This window comes from Amycolatopsis sp. NPDC048633 (assembly GCF_040650695.1).
GTDB lineage: Bacteria > Actinomycetota > Actinomycetes > Mycobacteriales > Pseudonocardiaceae > Amycolatopsis.
This window is the reverse complement of record NZ_JBEZHS010000023.1, coordinates 13,731-32,868: the sequence shown is the minus strand read 5'-3', so window position 1 is coordinate 32,868 and position 19,138 is coordinate 13,731. Positions and strand designations below refer to the sequence as shown.

Below are 19,138 nucleotides of genomic sequence, written 5' to 3'. Positions count from 1 at the left end.
GATGTCACACCGGACCCCTATTCCGGGCAATTGCCAAGACGTCCGTTCGGTTTTTTAACCGCCCGATATGGTGACGCCATGGAATTCCGCCGGCTGAGCGTCCCGGACGCCTTCGAGTTCTCCCCCCGGGCGTTCCCCGACGAGCGGGGCCTGTTCGTCGCCCCCTTCCAGGAGGAGGTCCTGCGCGAAGCGGTCGGGCACCCCCTGCGGCTGGCCCAGGCGAACCACAGCGTGTCCCGGCGCGGCGCGATCCGCGGCATCCACTTCGCCGACACGCCTCCCGGCCAGGCGAAGTACATCTACTGCGCGCGCGGCTCGCTGCTCGACGTCGTCGTGGACATCCGCGTCGGGTCGCCGAGCTTCGGCACCTGGGACGCCGTCAAGCTCGACGCGGACCGGTTCAACGCCGCCTACCTCGCCGAGGGCCTCGGGCACGGCTTCATCGCGCTCGAAGACGACACGGTGATGGCCTACCTGTGCTCCGAGCCGTACAACCCCACGGGCGAGCACGGCATCACCCCGCTCGACCCGGCGCTGGGCCTGCCCTGGCCCGCGGACATCGAGCCGATCCTGTCCGCGAAGGACCGCGACGCCCCCACCCTGGCCGAAGCCCAGGAGCAGGGCCTGCTGCCGTCCTACGAGGACTGCGTCGCTTACTACGACAAGCTGCGCTCGGCGCACTGAGCACCGCTCTCCGGGGCCGTCGCATGACCCCTTGCCAATTCAGTAAGCGCGCATATAGTCTGCCCGCATGCCACTTTACGAGTACGAACACAGCGAGACCTCGACCGCTCCCGCCGCCGCGATCTGGCCGCTCTGGGCCGACACCGCCCGCTGGCCGGAGTGGGACGCGGGCGTTCGCTCGGTGGTCGTCGAAGGCCCGTTCGCGGTCGGGACCAGCGGAACCATGACGATGGCCGGGATGCCCCCGATCCCGTTCACCCTGACCGAGGTCACCGAGGGCCGGAGCTTCACCGACGAGACGCGGCTGCCGGCCGCCCACCTGCGGTTCGAGCACGAGCTGACCGACATCGACGGCGGCACGCGCATCACCTACCGCGTCACGATCGACGGGCCCGACGGCTTCGGGCCGCAGGTCACTGAAGACACCCCGGACGCCATGCGCGCGTTGGCCAAGCTCGCTGAGGCATCACCATCCGGGGCTTCGCCCCAGGCCGGGGGCTCCGCCACCCGGAACCCCCGAAGGGCAGGATCGCGGGTATGACCGCCCCGGAGTCCCGCCTGCCCGGCCCCGAGCGCAGCCCCGGCTTCCTGCTGTGGCGCGTGACACTGGCCTGGCAACGGGCGATGCGGGCCGCGCTGGCCCCGCACGACCTCACGCACGTCCAGTTCGTGCTGCTGACGACCACGTGGTGGCTCACCCGCTCAGGCGAACCGCCGACTCAGCGGCAGCTGGCCGAGCAGGCCGGCACCGACACGATGATGACCAGCCAGGTCGTCCGCAAGCTGGCGGACCGCGGCCTGCTCGCCCGCGCCGACGACCCGGCCGACGCCCGCGCGAAGCGCCTGGAGGTCACTCCCGCCGGCCTGGAGCTGGTCGCGAAGGCCCTGAAGGACGTCGAAGCCGCCGACGCGTCGTTTTTCGAAGCCGCCGACGACGGCTTCGTCGATTCGCTGGCGAAGCTCAGCCCTTGAGGTCTTCGGCGAGGACGCGCTCGATGTTGCGCTCGGCCAGCGCCGTGATCGTCACGAACGGGTTGACGCCCGTGCCGCCCGGGATGAGCGAGCCGTCCGTGACGTACAGGTTCCGGTAGCCCCTGACGCGGCCGTAGTCGTCGGTCGCCTCGCCGAGCACCAGGCCGCCCAGCGGGTGGTAGGTGAAGCGATTTTCGAAGGTGCGGGTGTCGCCGAACAGGTCGTACCGGTAGATCGTCTTGTTGGCGCGGTTGATCTTGTCGAACAACGCCTTCGCGGCGTCGATCGACGGCTGCCCCTGCGACGCCGCCCAGTGCAGCCGGGAACGTGTTTCACCCTACTGAGGAAATCTCCGGCCTTCCCCTGGGGGTGATCCCGGATGTCCGGACCACCCGGGACGAGCAGGCTCACCGCCATGAAACTTCTCGCACTGGGGGCGGCCGCGGTCGCCTTCGCCGCACTGGGGGCCATGCCCGGGACGGCGTCCGCCGACGAGCTGCCGACGTTCGACTTCACGGACTGCCCGGCACCGCCCGCGAACGCCGACCCGGGCACGTGGCGCTGCGAAGCCTTTGTCTCACAAGGAAAACTGACCGTCCACGACCGGGAGATCCCGCTCGGCGAGCTGCGCATGACGTTCAGCGAGGGCCGGGTGAACGGCCAGTACGCGCAGGTGTTCGGCGCCATGCGGCACGCGCCGGTGAGCCTGCCGGGCATTCCCGGCGCGACGATCCAGGTGCGCTACGGCGGTCATTCGGACTTCCAGAGCAACGACGAACGCCGCGGCGAGGTCGACCTCTACGCCGTCGTCCAGCACCCCTTGCTGCGCAAGGATTGCAGCATCGGGACCGCTACCGACCCGCTGCACACCGTCGTCCACGACGACCCCGCGGTGCCGCCGCGGATCATCTCGAACGACCCGAAAATCGCCTACTTCGGCGTCGTCGACCCGGATCTCGCCCTGCCCGCGACCACCGGCTGCGGCGCCCTCGGCAAGCTCGTCGACCTCCGGCTGGGCCTGCCGTCGGCGGCCGGCGAGAACACGTTCCAGCAGACGACGTACGTGCAGTACAAGCCGCTTTAACGCTTCTTCGGCGTCACCCAGATCGTGATCGTCCCGGTGACCACCGGCTTGGCATTCGTGTCCGAAATGGTCACCGGGACCTCGATCTCGAACCCCTCGTCGCCGAACTCCGGCAGCTCGGGCAGCGACGCGACCGCGCGCAGGCCCGTCTCGGCCTTCGCGACGTACTGGACGTTCATGCCCTTCGGCAGCCACCGGTGCGTCGGCGGGACCGTCGCCTCGGCGAGCATGCCCATCGCGATCTCGGCGAGGTTGCAGGCCGCGATCGCGTGGAACGTGCGGATGTGGTTGTAAACACCCCACCACTTCGGCGCGGTGACCTCGCAGTGGCCCGGCCGCAGCTCGCGCACCGAGGGCAGCACCGTGCGGAAGTACGGCACGCGCAGGCACATCGCGGCGCTGAACAGCTGTTTCCCGCCCGGCTTGGCGGCCAGCTTGTGCCACAGCGCGAAGGTCGGCGTGTCGGACATGGAAGTCTCCTCAAGCTAAGCTACTGCTCAGTAGCCAAGCAGACGCCCGGCCGCCGCGCAAACCGCCGGATATATTCGCCCCTGTGGCTAACCGTCTCTTCCTCCTCCGGCACGGCCAGACCGAATGGTCGGTGAACGGGCGGCACACCGGCCGCACCGACATCCCGCTGACGCCGGCCGGGGTGGGCCAGGCGCTGGCCGCGGGCGGCACGCTCCGGAGCCTGGTCGGCGGCCCGTCGCTCGTGCTGTCGAGCCCGCGCGAACGAGCGCTGCGGACGGCCGCGCTGGCCGGCCTGCGCGTCGACGAGGTCACCGAGGACCTCTCCGAATGGGACTACGGCGAGTACGAAGGCATCAGCACCCCGAAGATCCGCGAAACCGTGCCGGGCTGGACGGTCTGGACCCACCCGATCCCCGGCGGCGAAAGCGCTTCGGAGGTCTCCGACCGCGCGGACCGCGTACTGGCTCGCGTCCGCGGCGACATCGAGGCCGGCGACGTGATCCTGGTCGGGCACGGGCACTTCAGCCGCGTGCTGGTGGCCCGCTGGCTCGGCCTGCCCGCGACGTCCGGCGTCCACTTCGGACTGGACGCGGCCGGCATCGCGGTGCTCGGCGACGAGCGCGGCGAACCCCAGATCGAACACCTCAACCTGCCGCCCGCCCTGGAGGACTGACGTGCCCGACGACCGCATCCGCCGGATCCGGCCCGACGACGTCGAGGCCGCCGTCCGGCTGGCCTACGACCTGGCCGAGTACGAACGCGCACCCGGCGAGTGCCACCTGACGGCGCCGCAGCTGCACGAGGCGTTGTTCGGCGACGCGCCCAAGCTGTTCGGGCACGTGGCCGAAGTGGACGGCGAGGTCGTCGGCTTCGCGGTGTGGTTCCTGAACTACTCGACCTGGCGCGGCGTGCACGGGATCTACCTGGAGGACCTGTTCGTCCGCCCGGCCCACCGCGGGTCCGGCCTGGGCAAGGCCCTGCTGGCGGCGCTGGCGGCGGAGTGCGTCGCGAACGGCTACGGCCGGCTCGAGTGGTCGGTGCTGGACTGGAACCCGGCGACGGAGTTCTACAAGGCCCTCGGCGCGGTCCCGATGGACGAGTGGACGGTCAACCGCCTGACCGACGAACCCCTCCGGGCCCTGGCCGCCCAGGCGTAACTCGCGTGCTCAGAGCCGTGACTCGCGTGATTCGGGCCGGATCTCGCGAGTTCCGGCTTCCATCACGCGAGTTGCGGGCCTGATCACGCGAGATCCGGGTTCAGTCCTCGTCGTGGCCCTCGCGCTCGGCGCGGCGGCCGGCGAGCCCGCCGCGTTCGGCAGCTTCCGTCTCCGTCTCGCCTTCGCGCAGGCCCAGCGCCCAGGCCCGGGACGGCCGGCGGAACAGCAGGACCAGTGCGGCGATGCCGAACAGCGCGATCGGCACCCCCCAAAGCGGCTCGCCCGACGGGCCGAGCAGGTACCAGCCGAGGCCGACCACGATCAGCGCGATCACCACGCCGGGCGAACGCGCCCACGTCTGCCCCAGGACCAGCCCCGCCGACGCGGCCAGGAACGCCAGCGCCACCACGATGAACGTGCCGGACTCGACGTAGATGTTGTTGCCCGGCCGCGCGGGCGACCCCAGGCCGTTCACCAGCACGACCACCCCGAACACCAGCAGGGCGAGCGACGGCACCGCCGTCACCACGCCGGCCAGCCGGACCTCACGGGGAGCGGGCGAGAACTTCACTGCGGGGCCTTCCGGAGCGACTTGCTTTGCGGGAGCACAGTGGACTCGACCAGGGCGAGTCACCGTGCGTGAGCTGATTCGATCGTATGCCACCCGGTCGGCCGTTTTCGCGGGACCGCCCGGGCGCTGAGAATTCAGGTGTCGTCGATGAGCGGGCAGTCGGCCCGGGTGCACTTGTCACGACGAGCGGACACCCGCACGTGAAGGAGGGCCGCCCGCCACAGGGTCGCGAAGGTGCTGTTCCCAGGGTTGCGCCCGTCACCATGAGGCGCCGGAAGGTTCTCGGGCCGCCGGAAGTCACCTACCCTGCGGTGGTGCGCGCTATCCTCGTCGTGAACCCCCAGGCCACCTCGACCACCGCCGGTGGCCGGGACGTCCTGGCGCACGCGCTCGCCAGCCAGGTCAAGCTCGACGTGGTCGAAACCGACTACCGCGGGCACGCCATGGCGGTGGCGCGCTCGGCCGCGCGGGACGGGATCGACCTGGTCGTGGCGCACGGCGGCGACGGCACGGTCAACGAGGTCGTCAACGGCCTGCTGGCCGATTCCGACGGCGACCCGACCCAGATCGGCCGCGTGCCGGCCCTCGGCGTCGTGCCCGGTGGCTCGGCCAACGTGTTCGCGCGCGCCCTCGGCATCTCCGCGGATCCCGTCGAGGCCACCCACCAGCTGCTCAACGCGCTGGAGAACGACCGCTCGCGCCGGGTCGGGCTCGGTTTGGCCGACGGGCACTGGTTCACCTTCAACTCCGGGCTCGGCTGGGACGCCGACGTCGTCGGCGTCGTCGCGAAGCGCCGGGGCAAGCAGACGACCGCCGGCCTCTATATGAGGGCCGCCGTCCGCTCCTACTTCCGGCCCCCGCTGGGCCGGCCGGCCCTCACCATCCGCGTCCCGGGTGAAGAACCCACCGAAGCGCTGACCGCTTTCGTGTCGAACACCGATCCGTGGAGCTACCTGGGCGAGCGTCCGATCCACCTCAACCCGGGTTGCTCGTTCGAGACGGGACTGGGTCTGTTCGCGTTGAACGGTCTGGGGTTGCCCACGGTGTTCAAGCATGTACGGCGTGCTTTGGCTACGAAGAGCAACCAAAAGGGTCGGCGTCTCCTTCGTCACGACGACCTGCCGATGATCCGCATCGACGCAGCTGAACCGGTAAACTTCCAGGTGGACGGCGACCTCGTCGGCCAGCGGACCAGAGTGGAATTCTTCAGCGTCCCGGACGCACTCACAGTAATCGTGTGACGACGGGACCGCTGATCGCCTGCGGCAAAGTGCAAGCTGCCGTTCGTCGACGCAGAAGCTCCACTCAGCGCATCAGCCTTCCCTTCGGGCGGCTGTTTCGGAGAGAAACCGCAGGTCAGAGGGGTCGCTCGGCCGGGTGACCTGACTCACCGATCTTCAAGAAACCCTTGTCGAACGCGGTGCTTCGTGAAAGCATTCACAAGCACCCAAGAACACGACTGCCCATGACGACTGTGGCGCGGCTCTCTCGCGCCATATGAAGGAGCTCACGAACATGGACTGGCGCCACGACGCGGCCTGCCGAGACGAGGACCCCGAGCTGTTCTTCCCGGTGGGAACCAGCGGTCCTGCTCTGTCGCAGGTAGCTCAGGCGAAGGCCGTGTGCCACCGCTGCACCGTCGCTTCCGACTGCTTGGCCTGGGCTCTGGCCAGCGGCCAGGACGCGGGCGTGTGGGGCGGCATGAGCGAGGACGAGCGACGCGCTCTCAAGCGCCGCCGTACGCACATCGGCACGCGTACCAACGCCTGACGCTTCATTTAGCTACACAGCATCTAGTTACACAGCATCCAGCTACAAAGCATCGAGTTACACCCGAGCCAAGCAGGTAATTCGCCCGGGCTGGCACTCCTGTGTCCAGGCCCTCTGGGGTGATACCTACCCGGCTCAAGTTTAACAACCGAGGCGAAACCACCCGGAAACGGGTGCGCTGAAACCTCACCAGGACTTCAAGTCCTCCCGCGAACGTTGAACGGCCCGGCACCACAGCACCAGGTGCCGGGCCTTCACCGTGTCCTGGGTCCCTTCGCGATCCGCACCCGATCACGACCACCGAGATCGAGATGCCCGGCGGTGATCAAGTCCAAACGCGACGGTCTAGAGCCGCCTCGAAAGAGGGATGCGCAGCGCGGCTTCGGTTCCCGTCACCCGGGTCGACGACGCCTCCACGCGCACCTTCCGCAGCGAGAGCGAGCCCCGCAGCTCGGACTCCACCAGCGTCCGCACGATCTGCAGACCGAGGCCGTCCGAACGTTCCAGCGAGAACCCCGCCGGCAGGCCACGCCCGTTGTCGCGGATCACGACGTCCAGCCAGCGGGCCGAGCGCTCCACGATCAGCTCGACCTTGCCCGACCGGCCCGCCGGGAAGGCGTGCTCGATGGCGTTCTGCACCAGCTCGGCCAGCACCATCACCAGCGGCGTCGCGATCTCCGCGACCACCACCCCGAACGAGCCCTTCCGCTTCAGCCCGACCTGCGACTCCGCCGTGGCGACCTCGCCGACCATCGGGAGCACGTTGTCGAGCAGCTTGTCGAGGTCGACGCGCTCGTCCACCGAAATCGACAGCGCCTCGTGCACCAGCGCGATCGACGTCACCCGGCGCACCGACTCCGCCAGCGCGAGCCGCGCCTCCTCCGACGACGTCCGGCGGGACTGCAGACGCAGCAGGGCCGCTACCGTCTGCAGGTTGTTCTTCACCCGGTGGTGGATCTCGCGGATCGTCGCGTCCTTCGACAGCAGCGCGCGGTCGCGGCGCTTGACCTCGGTGACGTCGCGGACCAGCACCAGCGCGCCCGCCGCCTGCCCGGCCGGCCGCAGCGGCAGCGCGCGGAACAACACCACCGCGCCACGCCGCGAATCGGCCTCCGTGCGGCTCGACGGCTTCCCGTCGAGAGCCTCGATGATCCGGTGCGACACCTCGGTCGCGTCGAACGGGTCGCGGATCAGGGACCGCGTCAACGGCGCCAGCCGCGTGCCGACCAGGTCGGACTCGTGCCCCATCCGGTGGTAGGCGGACAGGCCGTTCGGGCTGGCGAACACGACGGTGCCGCTCGAGTCGAGCCGGATCAGCCCGTCCCCCACCCGCGGCGACGTGTGCGTGTCGGTCGCGTTGGTGCCGCTCGGCGGGAACGTGCCGTCGACGATCATCTGGCACAGGTCGCCGGCGCTGCCCAGGTACGCGATCTCCAACGGCGAAGGCACGCGCGGCGCGGCCAGGTTCGTCTCGCGGCTCATCACGGCGACGACGTCGTCGTGGAACCGCACCGGGATCGCTTCGCGCCGCATCGGCAGGTCGCGGTACCAGTGCGGGTCCTCCTCACGGCAGATCCGCGCCTCGCGCATGGCCTTCGCCAGCTGCGGGTGCTCCTCCACCGTGAACCGCGTGCCGACGACGTCCTCGGGGTGCGCGGTGGGCGCCGTCGTCGGCCGCGCGTGCGCGACGCAGACGAAGTCGCCGCCGTCCGCCTGCAGCTCCTCGGTCACCGGGACCCAGAGCAGGAAGTCGGCGAAGGACAGGTCGGCCAGCAGCTGCCACTCCGCGACGACGGTCTGCAGGTGGTCCGCGGCCTCCCCGGGGAGGCCGGTGTTGTCGGCGAGCAGTTCGGCGAGCGTGGACACGGGTTACTCGACCGTCCCGAGGACGTCACCCTGCTGGACCCGGTCGCCCTTCGCCACGACGAGGCTGGTCAGGGTGCCCGCCTTCGCGCTCACGGCGGGCAGCTCCATCTTCATCGACTCCAGGATCAGCACGGTGTCACCGGCGTTCAGCGCGGCGCCCGGCTCCGCGACGACCTCGAGCACGGTGCCGACCATTTCGGCCCTGATCTCGGCCATCGACGCCCTCCTCGCGCTCGCCCGACCACCCCATCCAACCAGAACGGGACGTCATGACACACTTGAGAGGTTGACCAGCTTTGACGACGAGGAGTGAACATGTCGAAGCGCGCCCGCAAGCGTCGCAGCCGGAAGAAGAACAGCGCGAACCACGGCGGTAAGCCCAACTCCTGAATCCGGCGTCGGCACGCAAAAGGCCCCCACACGTGGTGCGGGGGCCTTTGTCCTGCTCGGGCGCTATTCGGAACGCTGCTCGAGGGTGATCTCGGTGCGTTCCACGGTGACCCCGCCGCGCGTGGCGACGGTCTGGCGGATCGACGCCCGGAGCCGGCTCTTCAGCTCGGCCGGGGCGTGGTCGCCGCCGCACTTGCGGGCCAGCAGCTGCTTGATGTGCTCGTCGATGCCGTACTCCTCGAGGCACGGCGGGCAGTCCTCGATGTGGGCGCGCAACGCGGCGTCCCGCTCGGCACTGCACTCGCGATCGAGGAGCAGGTAGATGTCGGCGAGCGCCTCTTCGCAGCGGACCTTGTCGGACGCGCCCTCGCACATGTCGTTCATCGCCCCGCCACCTCTTCCTTGGCGCCCCGGGCGAAGCCGCGCTCGCGCGCGACGTCGGCGAGCAGGTCGCGCAGCTGGGCGCGGCCGCGGTGCAGGCGGGACATCACGGTGCCGATGGGGGTGTCCATGATCTCGGCGATCTCCTTGTACGCGAAGCCCTCGACGTCGGCCAGGTAGACGGCCAGCCGGAACTCCTCGGGCAGCTTCTGCAGGGCGGCCTTGACGTCGGTGTCGGGCAGGTTGTCCATCGCCTCGACCTCGGCCGAACGCAGCCCGCTGGAGGTGTGACTCTCCGCCTTGGCGATCTGCCAGTCGGTGATCTCCTCGGTGGGCTGCTGCACCGGCTGCCGCTGCCGCTTGCGGTAGCCGTTGATGTAGGTGTTGGTCAGGATGCGGTACATCCAGGCCTTCAGGTTCGTTCCGGCCTTGAACGACGCGAAGGCGGCGTACGCCTTCAGGTAGGTCTCCTGGACCAGGTCCTCGGCGTCGGCGGGGTTGCGGGTCATCCGCATCGCGGCCGAGTACAGCTGGTCGAGCAACGGCATGGCGTCCCGTTCGAAGCGCTCGGCGCGCTCCGCCTCGGTCGCTTCTTCCGGCGCTGAGTTCTGCGTGCTCGGCAAACCGTTCCCTTCCCGCTCGGCGTCGACGCGCGTGCGCGCATACGGCGACGTCGAGTTTACGCGGGGGCCGGGCACACCGCGGTTCGCCGGTGCCTCAGGGCGGCGGCGGCTGCGAGAGCGTGTGGTGGCGAGGGTTGTGGTCACGCCCCGTACAACCGTTCGGGGGGTGCGGGCATTCCCTAGACTCCGGCCCATGGCTGGTAAGGGCACCCCGGCGACGGCGTTGCTGGTGAAGCAGAAAGTGCCGCACACGCTGCACGCGTACGACCACGACCCGCGCGCGGAGTCGTACGGGCTGGAGGCGGTGGAGGCGCTGGGGCTGGAGCGGGCCCGGGTGTTCAAGACGCTGGTGGCCGAGGTGGACGGCCGGCTCGTGGTGGGCGTGGTCCCGGTCACGGGCCAGCTGGACCTGAAGGCTTTGGCGGCTGCCGCCGGTGGCAAGAAGGCGAAGATGGCCGATCCGGCGGCGGCCCAGCGGGCGACGGGGTACGTGCTGGGCGGGATCTCGCCGCTGGGCCACCGGAGCCGGCTGCCGGTGGTGATCGACACCTCGGCGGAGAAGTTCGAGACGGTGTTCTGTTCAGCCGGACGGCGGGGGCTGGAGGTGGAGCTGGCACCGGGCGAGCTGATCCGGCTCACCTCCGCGGTGGTGGCGCCGATCGCGGCTTGACCACCGTTGTTGACCGGCCGCCAGCGCCCCAATGTGGCCTTCGGTGCGTCCAACGCACCCAAGGCGGCCTTCGGTGCGTCAGACGCAACCAAGGCCACATTGGGGCGCTTGGGGCCGACGTCAGCCGAGCGGGCGCAGCACCCGGGACAGCCACTCCGTCGCCGCCCGCGACACCGTTTCCAGGTCCTTGCCGAGGCTGTGGTCCCCGTCCACCAGCACCAGCTCCTGGTGCGCCCCCACCGTCGGCCGGCCGAACGGGTCCCGCTCCCCCTGGATCACCAGAGTCGGGACCTCGACCGCGTCGAACTCCGGCTGGCGCGTCTTCTCCGGCTTGCCCGGCGGGTGCTCCGGGAACGCCAGGCACAGCACCGCCACCGCCTGCCCGGCCGACGCCGTCCGGCAGGCCACCCGCGCCCCCGAGGAGCGGCCGCCGAACACCAAGGGCAGTGCGTCGAAGCGCTCCGACAGCTCGTCCGCGATCGTCAGCCACGCCGTGTCCAGCTGGTTCGCCGGGGCCGGCGCGCGACGCCCCGCCACCCGGTACGGCTGCTCGACCAGCGCCACGTGCACGCCGGCCGTCTGCGCCGCGTGCGTCACCGCGACCAGGTCCTTCGCGCCGAGACCGCCGCCCGCGCCGTGGCCGAGCATGAGCACCGCCACGCCCTCTTCGGCGCAGTGCAGGTAGACCCGGGCCGGGCCGTACGCGGTGTCGATCGCGAGGGCGGTCATGACTTCGGCGCGTCGAACAGGGCACCCTCGTGCGCTGGGTCGACGCGCTCCAGCAGCTCGGGCCCGTTGTTGCGGACGTTGTTGACCAGGGTCGAGATCGGCCGCAGCTCCAGCGACGAAACGATGTCGTCCGGCGTCGGGACCAGCAGGTCCTTGACGTCTTCGCGGTCCGGGTCCAGCCAGCCGTCCCAGTGGGACTTGGGCACGATCAGCGGCATCCGGTGGTGGACGTCGGTGAGCTGGCCGGCGGCGTCGGTCGTGATGATCGAGAACGTGATCAGCGGCGCCGCGTCCTTGTCGTCCTTCGGGTGCCAGCTCTCCCAGATCCCGCCGAACGCGATCGAGGAGCCGTCCGGCTCCGTCATGTAGAACGGCTCCTTCTCCTTGCCGGTGCGGCGCCACTCGAACCAGCCGTCGGCGGGCACCAGGCAGCGGCGGGACACCAGCGCGCGGCGGAAGGCGGGCTTCTCGGCGGCCGTCTCGGCGCGCGTGTTGATCATCCGCGAGCCGACCGACGGGTCCTTGGCCCAGAACGGCACCAGGCCCCACTTCATCATCCGCAGCGAACGCTCGGCGGGCTCGTCCTCGAGGACCTGGCCCTCGTCGTCACGCGGGTGCCGCTGCACGACGGTGACCACGCTCTTCGTCGGCGCGACGTTGTGGTCCGCGCGCGCGTGGCCCTCGGTGAGGTCGATGGCCTCGAACTCTTCGATCAGCTTCGCCGGGTCTTTCGTGGCGGCATAGCGGCCGCACATGGCCAACCTCCTCGCGTACCGGAACAGCCGGGACGCCATCGTTACACGCTCGCCAGGGCCCTGGCGAGCGACGTGGGATCATTCGGGTGGGCACCGGTGCACGAGAGGACGAGGGTTTGGCGCGCAACGACTGGAGCAAGCTGGACGAGTCCGACGTCCGCGTGCGTCCGGGCAAGGGCACCCGGCCCCGCAGCAAGCGCCGTCCCGAGCACCTCGACGCCGTCAACGCCATGGTCATCGGCAAGGACCGCGGCCGCTGGACCTGCGCGATCGACGCCGATCCCGGCCGGGTGATCACCGCGATGCGGGCCCGCGAGATGGGCCGCACGCCGGTGGTGGTCGGCGACCGGGTCGGGGTCGTCGGCGACGTCTCGGGCAAGCCGGACACCCTCGCGCGGATCATCCGCGTCGACGAGCGCAGCAGCTCCCTCCTGCGCACGGCCGACGACACCGACCCGTTCGAGCGGCTGGTCGTCGCCAACGCCGAGCGGCTGCTGATCGTCACCGCGCTGGCCGACCCGCCGCCGCGCACCGGGTTCATCGACCGCTGCATCGTCGCCTGCTACGCCGGCGGAGTCGAGCCGGTGCTGTGCCTGACGAAGGCCGACCTGGCCAGCCCGGACGAGCTCCTCGCGGGCTACGCGGGCCTCGACATCCCGGCGATCGTCAGCCGCTACGACGAAACTCCCGAAGGCCTCGCCGGGATGCTGAAAGACCGCGTGACGGCGCTGGTCGGGCACTCCGGCGTCGGCAAGTCCACCCTGGTCAACCGCCTGGTCCCGGACGCCGACCTGGCCGTCGGCGTGGTGAGCGGAGTCGGCAAGGGGCGGCACACGTCCGTCGCCGCGGTGGCGCTGCCGCTGCCGGACGGCGGGTGGGTGATCGACACGCCGGGCGTGCGGTCGTTCGGGCTGGCCCACGTCACCGCGGACGACATCGTCGACGCCTTCGAGGAGTTCGCCGAAGCCGCCGAGGAGTGCCCGTCGGGCTGCGGGCACCTCGGGCCGCCCGAGGACCCGGGCTGCGCGCTCGACGACGTCGTCACCGAGGGCCGGGCGGGCCCCGAACGGCTGGCGTCGCTGCGGCGCCTGCTGGCCTCCCGCGGCGGCCATGAAGTGACCCGCGCCACGGAATCTTGAGGCAACCGGGAACCCGTTGCGGATCGTCACCGTCTCAGTGGTAACTATTCGCCCGTTCGGGCGATATGCCGAGCGGAAGATCCGACTCTGAGGGGAATTCGATGCGCAAGACCACCTTGGTCGCCGCGGGCGCCGCGCTGGTGCTCACGTTGACGGCGTGCGGCGGCAACTCCGGCACCGCCGCGCCGGCCGCCGCGGGCAACCAGACGCAGGCAGACGGCGGCGGCCTGCTCGCTTCGCCGTTCACCGACGCGATCCAGCTGGCGTCGGCGTCCAAGCAGGGCACCGAGAAGTCCAAGTCGGCGAAGTTCACCATGGAGGGCTCCGCCGCCGGCCAGACCATCAACGCCACCGGCGCGATGGCCATCGACGGCGCGAACACCAAGTTCTCGATGACCAGCACCGCGGCCGGCGAGACCACCGAGATGCGCATGGTCGACAAGGTCATGTACATCAAGCTGCCTGCCGACCAGCAGAAGGAGATGGGCACCGACAAGTCGTGGGCCAAGATCTCGGCCGACGGCACCGACCCGGTCTCGCAGGCGCTGGGCAGCTCGCTGTCGCAGTCGGCCGAGCAGAGCGACCCGAGCAAGATGCTCGACCAGATCTCGAAGACCGGCCGGATCATCTCGTCCGACCAGACCGAGCTGAACGGTGAGAAGGTCAACCACTACAAGGTCGAGCTGGACGTCGCCAAGGCGGTCGACCAGTTCACCGGCTCGGTCCCGGCCGCGGCGCGCGACAAGCTCACCGAGATGCTCAAGGGCAAGGACATCAAGATCCCGGCCGAGCTGTGGCTGAACAAGGACAACCTGCCGGTGCAGGTCACCATGGACCAGGGCCCGATGATGCAGGCGCTGGGCGCGCCCGCGGGCGACGCGAAGTTCACGATGAAGTACACCGACTGGGGCACCCAGGTCGACGTGACGGCCCCGCCGGCCGACCAGGTCGTCGACCTCGGCGAGCTGATGAAGAAGGCCGGTCGCTGACCGGACGACTCCCAGTGACAGCGGCTCCCCCGAACGGGTTCGGGGGAGCCGCTGTGTTTTGGTGTGCCATGCGCAAAGCCGCCGTCGTGCTGCTGTTCGCCCTGTTCGCCGGCGCCTGCACGGCCGCGCCGCCACCCCCCGCGTTCACCGACGCGCGGGCGCTGGCCGACGCCGCCACGGCGGCCACGACGAGCGGCGGCTCGGCGAAGTTCGGCACGGACGTCGCCGTGGGCCAGGTCCGTTCGAAGGGCCAGGGCCAGGCGCGGTTCGGCGCGGGCGGGACGTCGCAGGTGATGACGACCGACTTCATCGGCGAACCGATGGAGCTGCGGCTGGTGGCCGGGAAGCTGTACGCGAAGGTGCCGGAGGGCTCGCGCGACGAGGTCGGCACGGGGAAGCCGTGGGTGGTGGTCGCCCAGGACGGCACGGACCCGTTCTCGCAGGTCCTCGGCGGCAGCCTCGCGCAGCTGGCGGCCCAGAACGACCCAGCGCACACGCTCGGCGAGATCCGGACGGCGGGCTCGATCGTCTCTTCCGAGCGCGGGCAGCTGGACGGCGTGGCCGCGGAGCACTACCGCGTCGACCTCGACCTGTCCCGCCTGGGCACCGACCTGCCGGCCGGGTTGTCGGCCGACTCCGCCGGGCAGCTCGGCGGCCGGTTCCCGGTGGAGCTGTGGCTCGACGACGCGCACCGGCCGTTGCAGATCGTGCTGGACCTTTCGCCGATCCTGCAGGGCGGCGAGGCACGGATCACGACCCGCTACCGCGACTGGGGCGTCCCGGTCGACGTCCAGCCGCCACCCCCGGGCGAGGTCGGCTAGTCACGTTTCCGTCCCGTGTCTCGTCCGGTCTCCGTCGAAAGGAGATGGGACATGCGGGTGATGGTGATCGGGGCGACGGGCGTGCTGGGGCGCCCGGCGGTGGCGGGGCTGCTGGCGGCGGGGCACGAGGTGAGCGGGCTGGCCCGCGACGCCTCGCGCGCGCCGGCCATCGAGGCGACGGGCGCCAAGCCGGTGCCGGGCGACTTGTTCTCGGCGCCGTCGCTGGCCACGGCACTGCGCGGGCACGACGCGGTGCTGAACTTGGCGACGCGCATCCCGCGGAAGGTGACGAGCAAGTCGGCCTGGGCGTCGAATGACCAGGTCAGGTTGGCGGGGAGCGCGGCGCTGGCCGCGGCGGTCCGGCAGGTGGACGAGGTGCGGATCGTGGTCCAGGAGGGGATTTCGTTCGTGTACGCGGACGGCGGCTCGGTTGAGCTCACGGAAGACGCTCCCCTGCGGCCGCGCGGAGTGACGGCGTCCTCGGTGACGGCGCACGCGAACGTGGCGGCCTTGGAAGACCGGACCGTGGTGCGGCTCCGGATCGGGACACTGGTGGGCGCGGACGCGCTGACCTCGGCCCTGCTGGCCGCGGCCCGCCGCGGGGCCCCGTTGATCATGGGATCCCGGACGGACTGGACGACGGCGATCCACCCGTCGGACGCGGCCGCGGCGGCAGTGGCGGCGTTGGACGCGCCCTCCGGGGTCTACAACGTGGGGGCGCCGCCGGTGTTGAAGGGCTCACTGGGTGAGGCCATGGCTGCGGCCGCCGGGGTCCGGAAGGCGCGTGCGTTGCCCAAGTGGCTGGTTTCGCGGGTGCCGATGGCCGAGCCGATGGGACGGTCGCAGCGAGTGGTGTCCGGGAAGCTGACGGCGGCGACCGGGTGGCGGTGCGAACGGCCGGTGCCGGGGCCGGACTGGTTCACGGAGGAGTGAGGCGTCGCCGGGGTCGCCTCTGTCCCAGGCAGGGTCGGGCCCGCTTGCCGCCGGTCTGGCAGTGCTCGGGGCCCGATGTGCCGTCGAGGGCTTGGTCGCGCGGCTTCAGACGACGTGAATGAGTCATTCACGACGTCCAGGACCTCAGCCGGACAGCCCCCGCCCGTCCCAGGCAGGGTCCCGGCAAAGTCGCTTGGCTGGCGCGCTCGGCCAGGGTTCGGTGTTGCGAATGAGTCATTCGGGTCCTCTGGCGTCCCGAATGAGTCATTCGCGACGTCCGGACTGCCCTCGCCCCGCTCGCCGACCGCGCCCCAAGGCCACCGCCGGACAGCCCCCGCCCGTCCCAGGGGGGCGTCCCCGAGTCCAGTCTATCGGCCACCCCCGACAGCATCCCCAGCTCAACCCGAGTTGTCCACAGGTGTACTCACCTGTGGACAACTCAGAGAAGCTCCAGCAAGAACGGCAGTTCCTGCGGCGCATACCAAGCCAGCTCGTGGTCCTCGGCGTCCCCCAAGGTGAACTCCGCGTCCGGATCCCCCAAGTCCGCCGCGTCGATCACCGCGGCTGCCGCGGCCACCGCTTCTCCCGCCTCGGCCGCGTCCACGTGGATCGCCGCCACCGCCGAAAACGGGATCGGTCCTCCGATGCGGACCACCGGGGCGTCCAGGTCCGGGCGCAGCGTCACGCCCTCGACGTCCGCCGAGATCACCACCCGCCGCGGCTCGCCCTTCTCCTCCGCCGCGATCAGCCGCAGCGAAGCCCGGGCCGCGTCCAGCAACGCCGCGTACTCCAGCTCCTCGTCCGAACCGCTCACGTATGCCTCGCGCAAAGCCGGCGTCAAAGCGAACGCCGTTCCGCTGCGGGCGCGGAACTCCCCCGAGGATTCGAAGTCGCGAAGCATCGCGATGGTCGCCGGAAGAAAGACCCTCACCAGTGCGCACCCTTCAGCTCTTCCACGGACTCTTCGATCATCCCGGCCACGAGGTCGACGTCGAAAGCGGCCTTGCGGTCGCCGTTGAGTCCGAAGTAGACGCCGCCGTGGTAGGACGTCACCCCGATCGCCAGCGCCTGGGTGCGCATCAGCGGCATCACCGGGAACATCTCGACCAGTCTGGCCTCTCCCGCGTACATCGGCACCTGCGGGCCCGGCGAGTTGGTCACCATGACGTTGAAGATGCGCCCGGACAGCGACCCCGCCGCTCGCGCCCCCAGTGAATGCAGGGTAGCCGGGGCGAAGCCGCCCACCTTGAGCAGCCCGCGCGCCGTCACCGAACGTCCCGAATCGAGGTGCTCGGCCATCGCGTGCCCGATGTGCTGCAGCCGCAGCACCGGGTTGGGCTCGCCGACCGGCAGGTCCACCAGGTACGCGGCGACCTGGTTGCCCACCAGGGCCGGCGTCGAGTACTCCGCCGTCTCGGCGTCGCGGACCGCCAGCGGCACCAGCGCGCGGATCGTCGCGTTCGGGGACAGCGACTCCTCGCGCGAAAGCAGCCATTCGCGCAGCGCGCCCGTGATGGCGGCGAGGACGACGTCGTTGACCGTGCCGCCGTGCGCCGCGCGGATCTTGCGGAAGTCCTCCAGCCGCGTGCGCACCACCGAGAACACGCGCCCGCCGGACACGCGGACGTTCAGCGGCCCGGTCGGCGCCGGCTTCACCAGCGTGCGCAGTGTCGACGCCACCCCGCCGACGGTCTCGGCGAACTTGCCCGCCGTCGCGAACGCGTCGTTCGCCGCCGAGCGGACGTTCTCCACGACCTCGCCCGGCCGCTGGACGCCCTCGCTGACCGCGTCCAGCACCAGCTGCGCGCGGCTCGGCTCGCGCCGCGGCGTCCAGATGTCCTCGAACGGCTCCGGCTCGGCCGGCGTCGAGTCGAGGATGAGCTGGCCGAGGTCGATCGTGCCGACACCGTCCACAACGGACTGGTGGGTCTTGGTGACCAGCGCCACCCGGTCGCCGCTCAGGCCCTCGATGAAGTACGCCTCCCAGAGCGGGCGCTCCGGCGCCAACCGGCGCGACATCAGCCGCGCGACCAGGTCGAGCAGCTGCTCGTCACTGCCCGGCTGGGGCAGCGCCGAGCGCCGGACGTGGTAATTCAGGTCGAAGTCGACGTCGTCCACCCACACCGGCCGCGCGAGGTGACCCGGCACCTCCAGGACGCGCTGGCGGTAACGCGGCAGGTACGCCAGCCGCGCCCCGACGAGGTCGAGCAGCTGCGCGTAGCTGAACCCGGACCGCGGCCGCTCGAAGATCGCCACCCCGCCGACGTGCATCGGCGTCGCGTGGTCCTCGACGTAGAGGAACGAGGCGTCCAGCGCGGACAGGCGGTCGGGCATAGGCCGATCCTTACACAGTGCGAGACTGCCGGGTGTGGGTGATGAGTCGACTGTCTCGCCGAAGGACCGCTTCCTGACCGTGTACGGCCGGAAGCCGGTGCTCGAAGCGCTGGCCGACGACGGCCTGCGGGTGGACAAGGTGATCCTCGCCGACACCGCCCGCGGTCCCGGCGCGGCCGAGATCCAGCGCGCGGCGAAGGAAGCCGGCGTGGCGGTGCAGCGCGCCAGCGCCCACCGGGTCAAGGTGCTCGCCGGCAACGGCAAACAGGACCAGGGTGTGCTCGCCGACGTCGTCGCGCCGCGGATGCGCGCGCTCGAAGCCGCGCTTTCGGACCGTCACCCGCCGTCGCGCGTGCTGCTGCTCGACGGGATCACCACGCCCGCGAACGTCGGCATGATCCTGCGCACGGCGACCGCCGCCGGGCTCGACGGCGTGATCGTGCCGCGCCGCGGCGTCGCGGCGCTCGACCCGATGGTGGTCAAGGCTTCGGCCGGCGTCGCATTCCGCGCGCCGGTGCTGCGGTGCGGCTCCGCGCGCGAAGCCGCGGAAATGCTCACCGAGGCCGGATACGGCCTTTACGCGCTGAGCGCAACGTCGAAAACCACGATTTTCGAATTCGACCTGCCGCAGCGCGCCGCGTTCGTACTCGGCGGTGAGACGGCCGGAGTCGGCACCGAAGTCGGCGAGCTCGTCACGGAATGGGTGTCGATTCCCATGCCGGGTGACGTCGAGTCGCTGAATGTCTCGGCGGCCGCGGCGGTCCTGTCTTTCGAACTGGTCCGCCGCGCGCGCTGACGC

General features: G+C 70.7%; 24 protein-coding genes and 1 pseudogene. 14 read left to right on the top strand and 11 right to left on the bottom strand.

All coding sequences use genetic code 11. From position 1 onward, the window contains the following. Nucleotides 1-78: 78 nt before the first annotated feature. The 3 genes from rfbC (at nt 79) to AB0C38_RS32415 (ending at nt 1,656) form a co-directional block, all read left to right on the top strand. Nucleotides 79-684, top strand: coding sequence for a dTDP-4-dehydrorhamnose 3,5-epimerase (gene rfbC, locus AB0C38_RS32425; protein ID WP_360680889.1), 606 nt, complete (start codon nt 79-81; stop codon nt 682-684). Nucleotides 685-751: 67 nt separating this feature from the next. Continuing rightward, nucleotides 752-1,225: an SRPBCC family protein gene (locus AB0C38_RS32420; RefSeq protein ID WP_360680887.1), complete on the top strand. Its 474-nt coding sequence runs from the start codon at nt 752-754 to the stop codon at nt 1,223-1,225. Beyond that, entirely contained in the window at nt 1,222-1,656 is a 435-nt protein-coding gene (locus tag AB0C38_RS32415) for a MarR family winged helix-turn-helix transcriptional regulator (protein WP_360680885.1), read from the top strand. The genes AB0C38_RS32420 and AB0C38_RS32415 overlap by 4 nt, the downstream gene beginning before the upstream one ends. On the opposite strand, the pseudogene AB0C38_RS32410 reads toward AB0C38_RS32415, so the two are convergent. Further along, a pseudogene (locus AB0C38_RS32410) lies at nt 1,646-1,981 on the bottom strand (GMC oxidoreductase); the annotation flags it as partial. The gene AB0C38_RS32415 and the pseudogene AB0C38_RS32410 overlap by 11 nt on opposite strands. Before the next feature lie 90 nt (nt 1,982-2,071). On the opposite strand from AB0C38_RS32410, the gene AB0C38_RS32405 reads away from it, so the two are divergent. Continuing rightward, nucleotides 2,072-2,740 carry a hypothetical protein gene (locus AB0C38_RS32405; RefSeq protein WP_360680883.1) on the top strand — a complete coding sequence of 223 codons (669 nt, stop codon included), beginning with the start codon at nt 2,072-2,074 and terminating at the stop codon, nt 2,738-2,740. Here the strand turns inward: AB0C38_RS32405 and AB0C38_RS32400 are convergent. Further along, nucleotides 2,737-3,210, bottom strand: a complete 474-nt coding sequence (locus tag AB0C38_RS32400) for a hotdog fold domain-containing protein (RefSeq protein WP_360680881.1) — start codon at nt 3,208-3,210, stop codon at nt 2,737-2,739. The genes AB0C38_RS32405 and AB0C38_RS32400 overlap by 4 nt on opposite strands. Nucleotides 3,211-3,293: 83 nt before the next feature. Between AB0C38_RS32400 and AB0C38_RS32395 the strand changes: the two genes are divergently transcribed. Continuing rightward, entirely contained in the window at nt 3,294-3,884 is a 591-nt protein-coding gene (locus tag AB0C38_RS32395) for an acid phosphatase (protein WP_360680879.1), read from the top strand. A 1-nt stretch (nt 3,885) separates the two neighbouring features. Then, nucleotides 3,886-4,368 carry a GNAT family N-acetyltransferase gene (locus AB0C38_RS32390; RefSeq protein ID WP_360680877.1) on the top strand — a complete coding sequence of 161 codons (483 nt, stop codon included), beginning with the start codon at nt 3,886-3,888 and terminating at the stop codon, nt 4,366-4,368. A gap of 100 nt (nt 4,369-4,468) precedes the next feature. Here AB0C38_RS32390 and AB0C38_RS32385 read toward each other — a convergent pair whose 3' ends face one another. Next, the gene (locus AB0C38_RS32385; RefSeq protein WP_360680875.1) at nt 4,469-4,939 is read right to left on the bottom strand and encodes a hypothetical protein; all 471 of its coding nucleotides are present in this window, start codon (nt 4,937-4,939) and stop codon (nt 4,469-4,471) included. Nucleotides 4,940-5,253: 314 nt separating this feature from the next. On the opposite strand from AB0C38_RS32385, the gene AB0C38_RS32380 reads away from it, so the two are divergent. Both AB0C38_RS32380 and AB0C38_RS32375 read left to right on the top strand, forming a co-directional pair. Then, nucleotides 5,254-6,180, top strand: coding sequence for a diacylglycerol kinase family protein (locus AB0C38_RS32380; RefSeq protein ID WP_360680874.1), 927 nt, complete (start codon nt 5,254-5,256; stop codon nt 6,178-6,180). A 274-nt stretch (nt 6,181-6,454) separates the two neighbouring features. Then, nucleotides 6,455-6,709: a WhiB family transcriptional regulator gene (locus tag AB0C38_RS32375; RefSeq protein WP_072481920.1), complete on the top strand. Its 255-nt coding sequence runs from the start codon at nt 6,455-6,457 to the stop codon at nt 6,707-6,709. 345 nt (nt 6,710-7,054) lie between these two features. On the opposite strand, the gene AB0C38_RS32370 is transcribed toward AB0C38_RS32375, so the two are convergent. The 4 genes from AB0C38_RS32370 to AB0C38_RS32355 form a co-directional block, all read right to left on the bottom strand. Continuing rightward, a complete protein-coding gene (locus AB0C38_RS32370; protein ID WP_360680872.1) occupies nt 7,055-8,575 on the bottom strand; it encodes a histidine kinase N-terminal domain-containing protein in 1,521 nt (506 codons plus the stop codon). A gap of 3 nt (nt 8,576-8,578) precedes the next feature. After that, the gene (locus tag AB0C38_RS32365) at nt 8,579-8,791 is read right to left on the bottom strand and encodes a biotin/lipoyl-binding carrier protein (RefSeq protein ID WP_360680870.1); all 213 of its coding nucleotides are present in this window, start codon (nt 8,789-8,791) and stop codon (nt 8,579-8,581) included. 237 nt (nt 8,792-9,028) lie between these two features. Further along, nucleotides 9,029-9,349: a mycothiol system anti-sigma-R factor gene (rsrA, locus tag AB0C38_RS32360; protein WP_284744382.1), complete on the bottom strand. Its 321-nt coding sequence runs from the start codon at nt 9,347-9,349 to the stop codon at nt 9,029-9,031. Then, nucleotides 9,346-9,969, bottom strand: coding sequence for a sigma-70 family RNA polymerase sigma factor (locus AB0C38_RS32355; protein WP_360680867.1), 624 nt, complete (start codon nt 9,967-9,969; stop codon nt 9,346-9,348). The genes rsrA and AB0C38_RS32355 overlap by 4 nt, the downstream gene beginning before the upstream one ends. 193 nt (nt 9,970-10,162) lie before the next feature. On the opposite strand from AB0C38_RS32355, the gene ybaK reads away from it, so the two are divergent. Continuing rightward, the gene (gene ybaK / locus AB0C38_RS32350; RefSeq protein WP_360680866.1) at nt 10,163-10,639 is read left to right on the top strand and encodes a Cys-tRNA(Pro) deacylase; all 477 of its coding nucleotides are present in this window, start codon (nt 10,163-10,165) and stop codon (nt 10,637-10,639) included. 120 nt (nt 10,640-10,759) lie between these two features. Here ybaK and AB0C38_RS32345 read toward each other — a convergent pair whose 3' ends face one another. Beyond that, nucleotides 10,760-11,368 carry an alpha/beta family hydrolase gene (locus AB0C38_RS32345; RefSeq protein WP_360680864.1) on the bottom strand — a complete coding sequence of 203 codons (609 nt, stop codon included), beginning with the start codon at nt 11,366-11,368 and terminating at the stop codon, nt 10,760-10,762. Then, a complete protein-coding gene (locus AB0C38_RS32340) occupies nt 11,365-12,123 on the bottom strand; it encodes an SOS response-associated peptidase (RefSeq protein WP_360680862.1) in 759 nt (252 codons plus the stop codon). Before AB0C38_RS32340 ends, AB0C38_RS32345 begins: the two co-directional genes overlap by 4 nt. 116 nt (nt 12,124-12,239) lie before the next feature. Between AB0C38_RS32340 and rsgA the strand changes: the two genes are divergently transcribed. From rsgA to AB0C38_RS32320, 4 genes are all read left to right on the top strand, one after another. Beyond that, nucleotides 12,240-13,262 carry a ribosome small subunit-dependent GTPase A gene (gene rsgA, locus AB0C38_RS32335; protein WP_360680861.1) on the top strand — a complete coding sequence of 341 codons (1,023 nt, stop codon included), beginning with the start codon at nt 12,240-12,242 and terminating at the stop codon, nt 13,260-13,262. Between the two features lie 101 nt (nt 13,263-13,363). Next, nucleotides 13,364-14,251, top strand: a complete 888-nt coding sequence (locus AB0C38_RS32330; RefSeq protein WP_360680859.1) for a hypothetical protein — start codon at nt 13,364-13,366, stop codon at nt 14,249-14,251. A gap of 68 nt (nt 14,252-14,319) precedes the next feature. Further along, complete coding sequence (locus AB0C38_RS32325) at nt 14,320-15,072, top strand: hypothetical protein (protein ID WP_360680857.1); 753 nt, start codon at nt 14,320-14,322, stop codon at nt 15,070-15,072. 51 nt (nt 15,073-15,123) lie between these two features. After that, complete coding sequence (locus AB0C38_RS32320; protein WP_360680855.1) at nt 15,124-16,005, top strand: NAD-dependent epimerase/dehydratase family protein; 882 nt, start codon at nt 15,124-15,126, stop codon at nt 16,003-16,005. A gap of 439 nt (nt 16,006-16,444) precedes the next feature. Here AB0C38_RS32320 and AB0C38_RS32315 read toward each other — a convergent pair whose 3' ends face one another. Next, on the bottom strand, nt 16,445-16,936 hold the full coding sequence (locus tag AB0C38_RS32315; RefSeq protein WP_360680853.1) for a hypothetical protein: 492 nt from the start codon (nt 16,934-16,936) through the stop codon (nt 16,445-16,447). Continuing rightward, entirely contained in the window at nt 16,933-18,339 is a 1,407-nt protein-coding gene (locus tag AB0C38_RS32310) for a wax ester/triacylglycerol synthase family O-acyltransferase (RefSeq protein ID WP_360680851.1), read from the bottom strand. The genes AB0C38_RS32315 and AB0C38_RS32310 overlap by 4 nt, the downstream gene beginning before the upstream one ends. Nucleotides 18,340-18,373: 34 nt before the next feature. On the opposite strand from AB0C38_RS32310, the gene AB0C38_RS32305 reads away from it, so the two are divergent. Further along, nucleotides 18,374-19,135 (top strand): RNA methyltransferase, encoded by a 762-nt coding sequence (locus AB0C38_RS32305; protein ID WP_360680849.1) that lies wholly within the window; start codon nt 18,374-18,376, stop codon nt 19,133-19,135. Nucleotides 19,136-19,138: the final 3 nt, after the last annotated feature.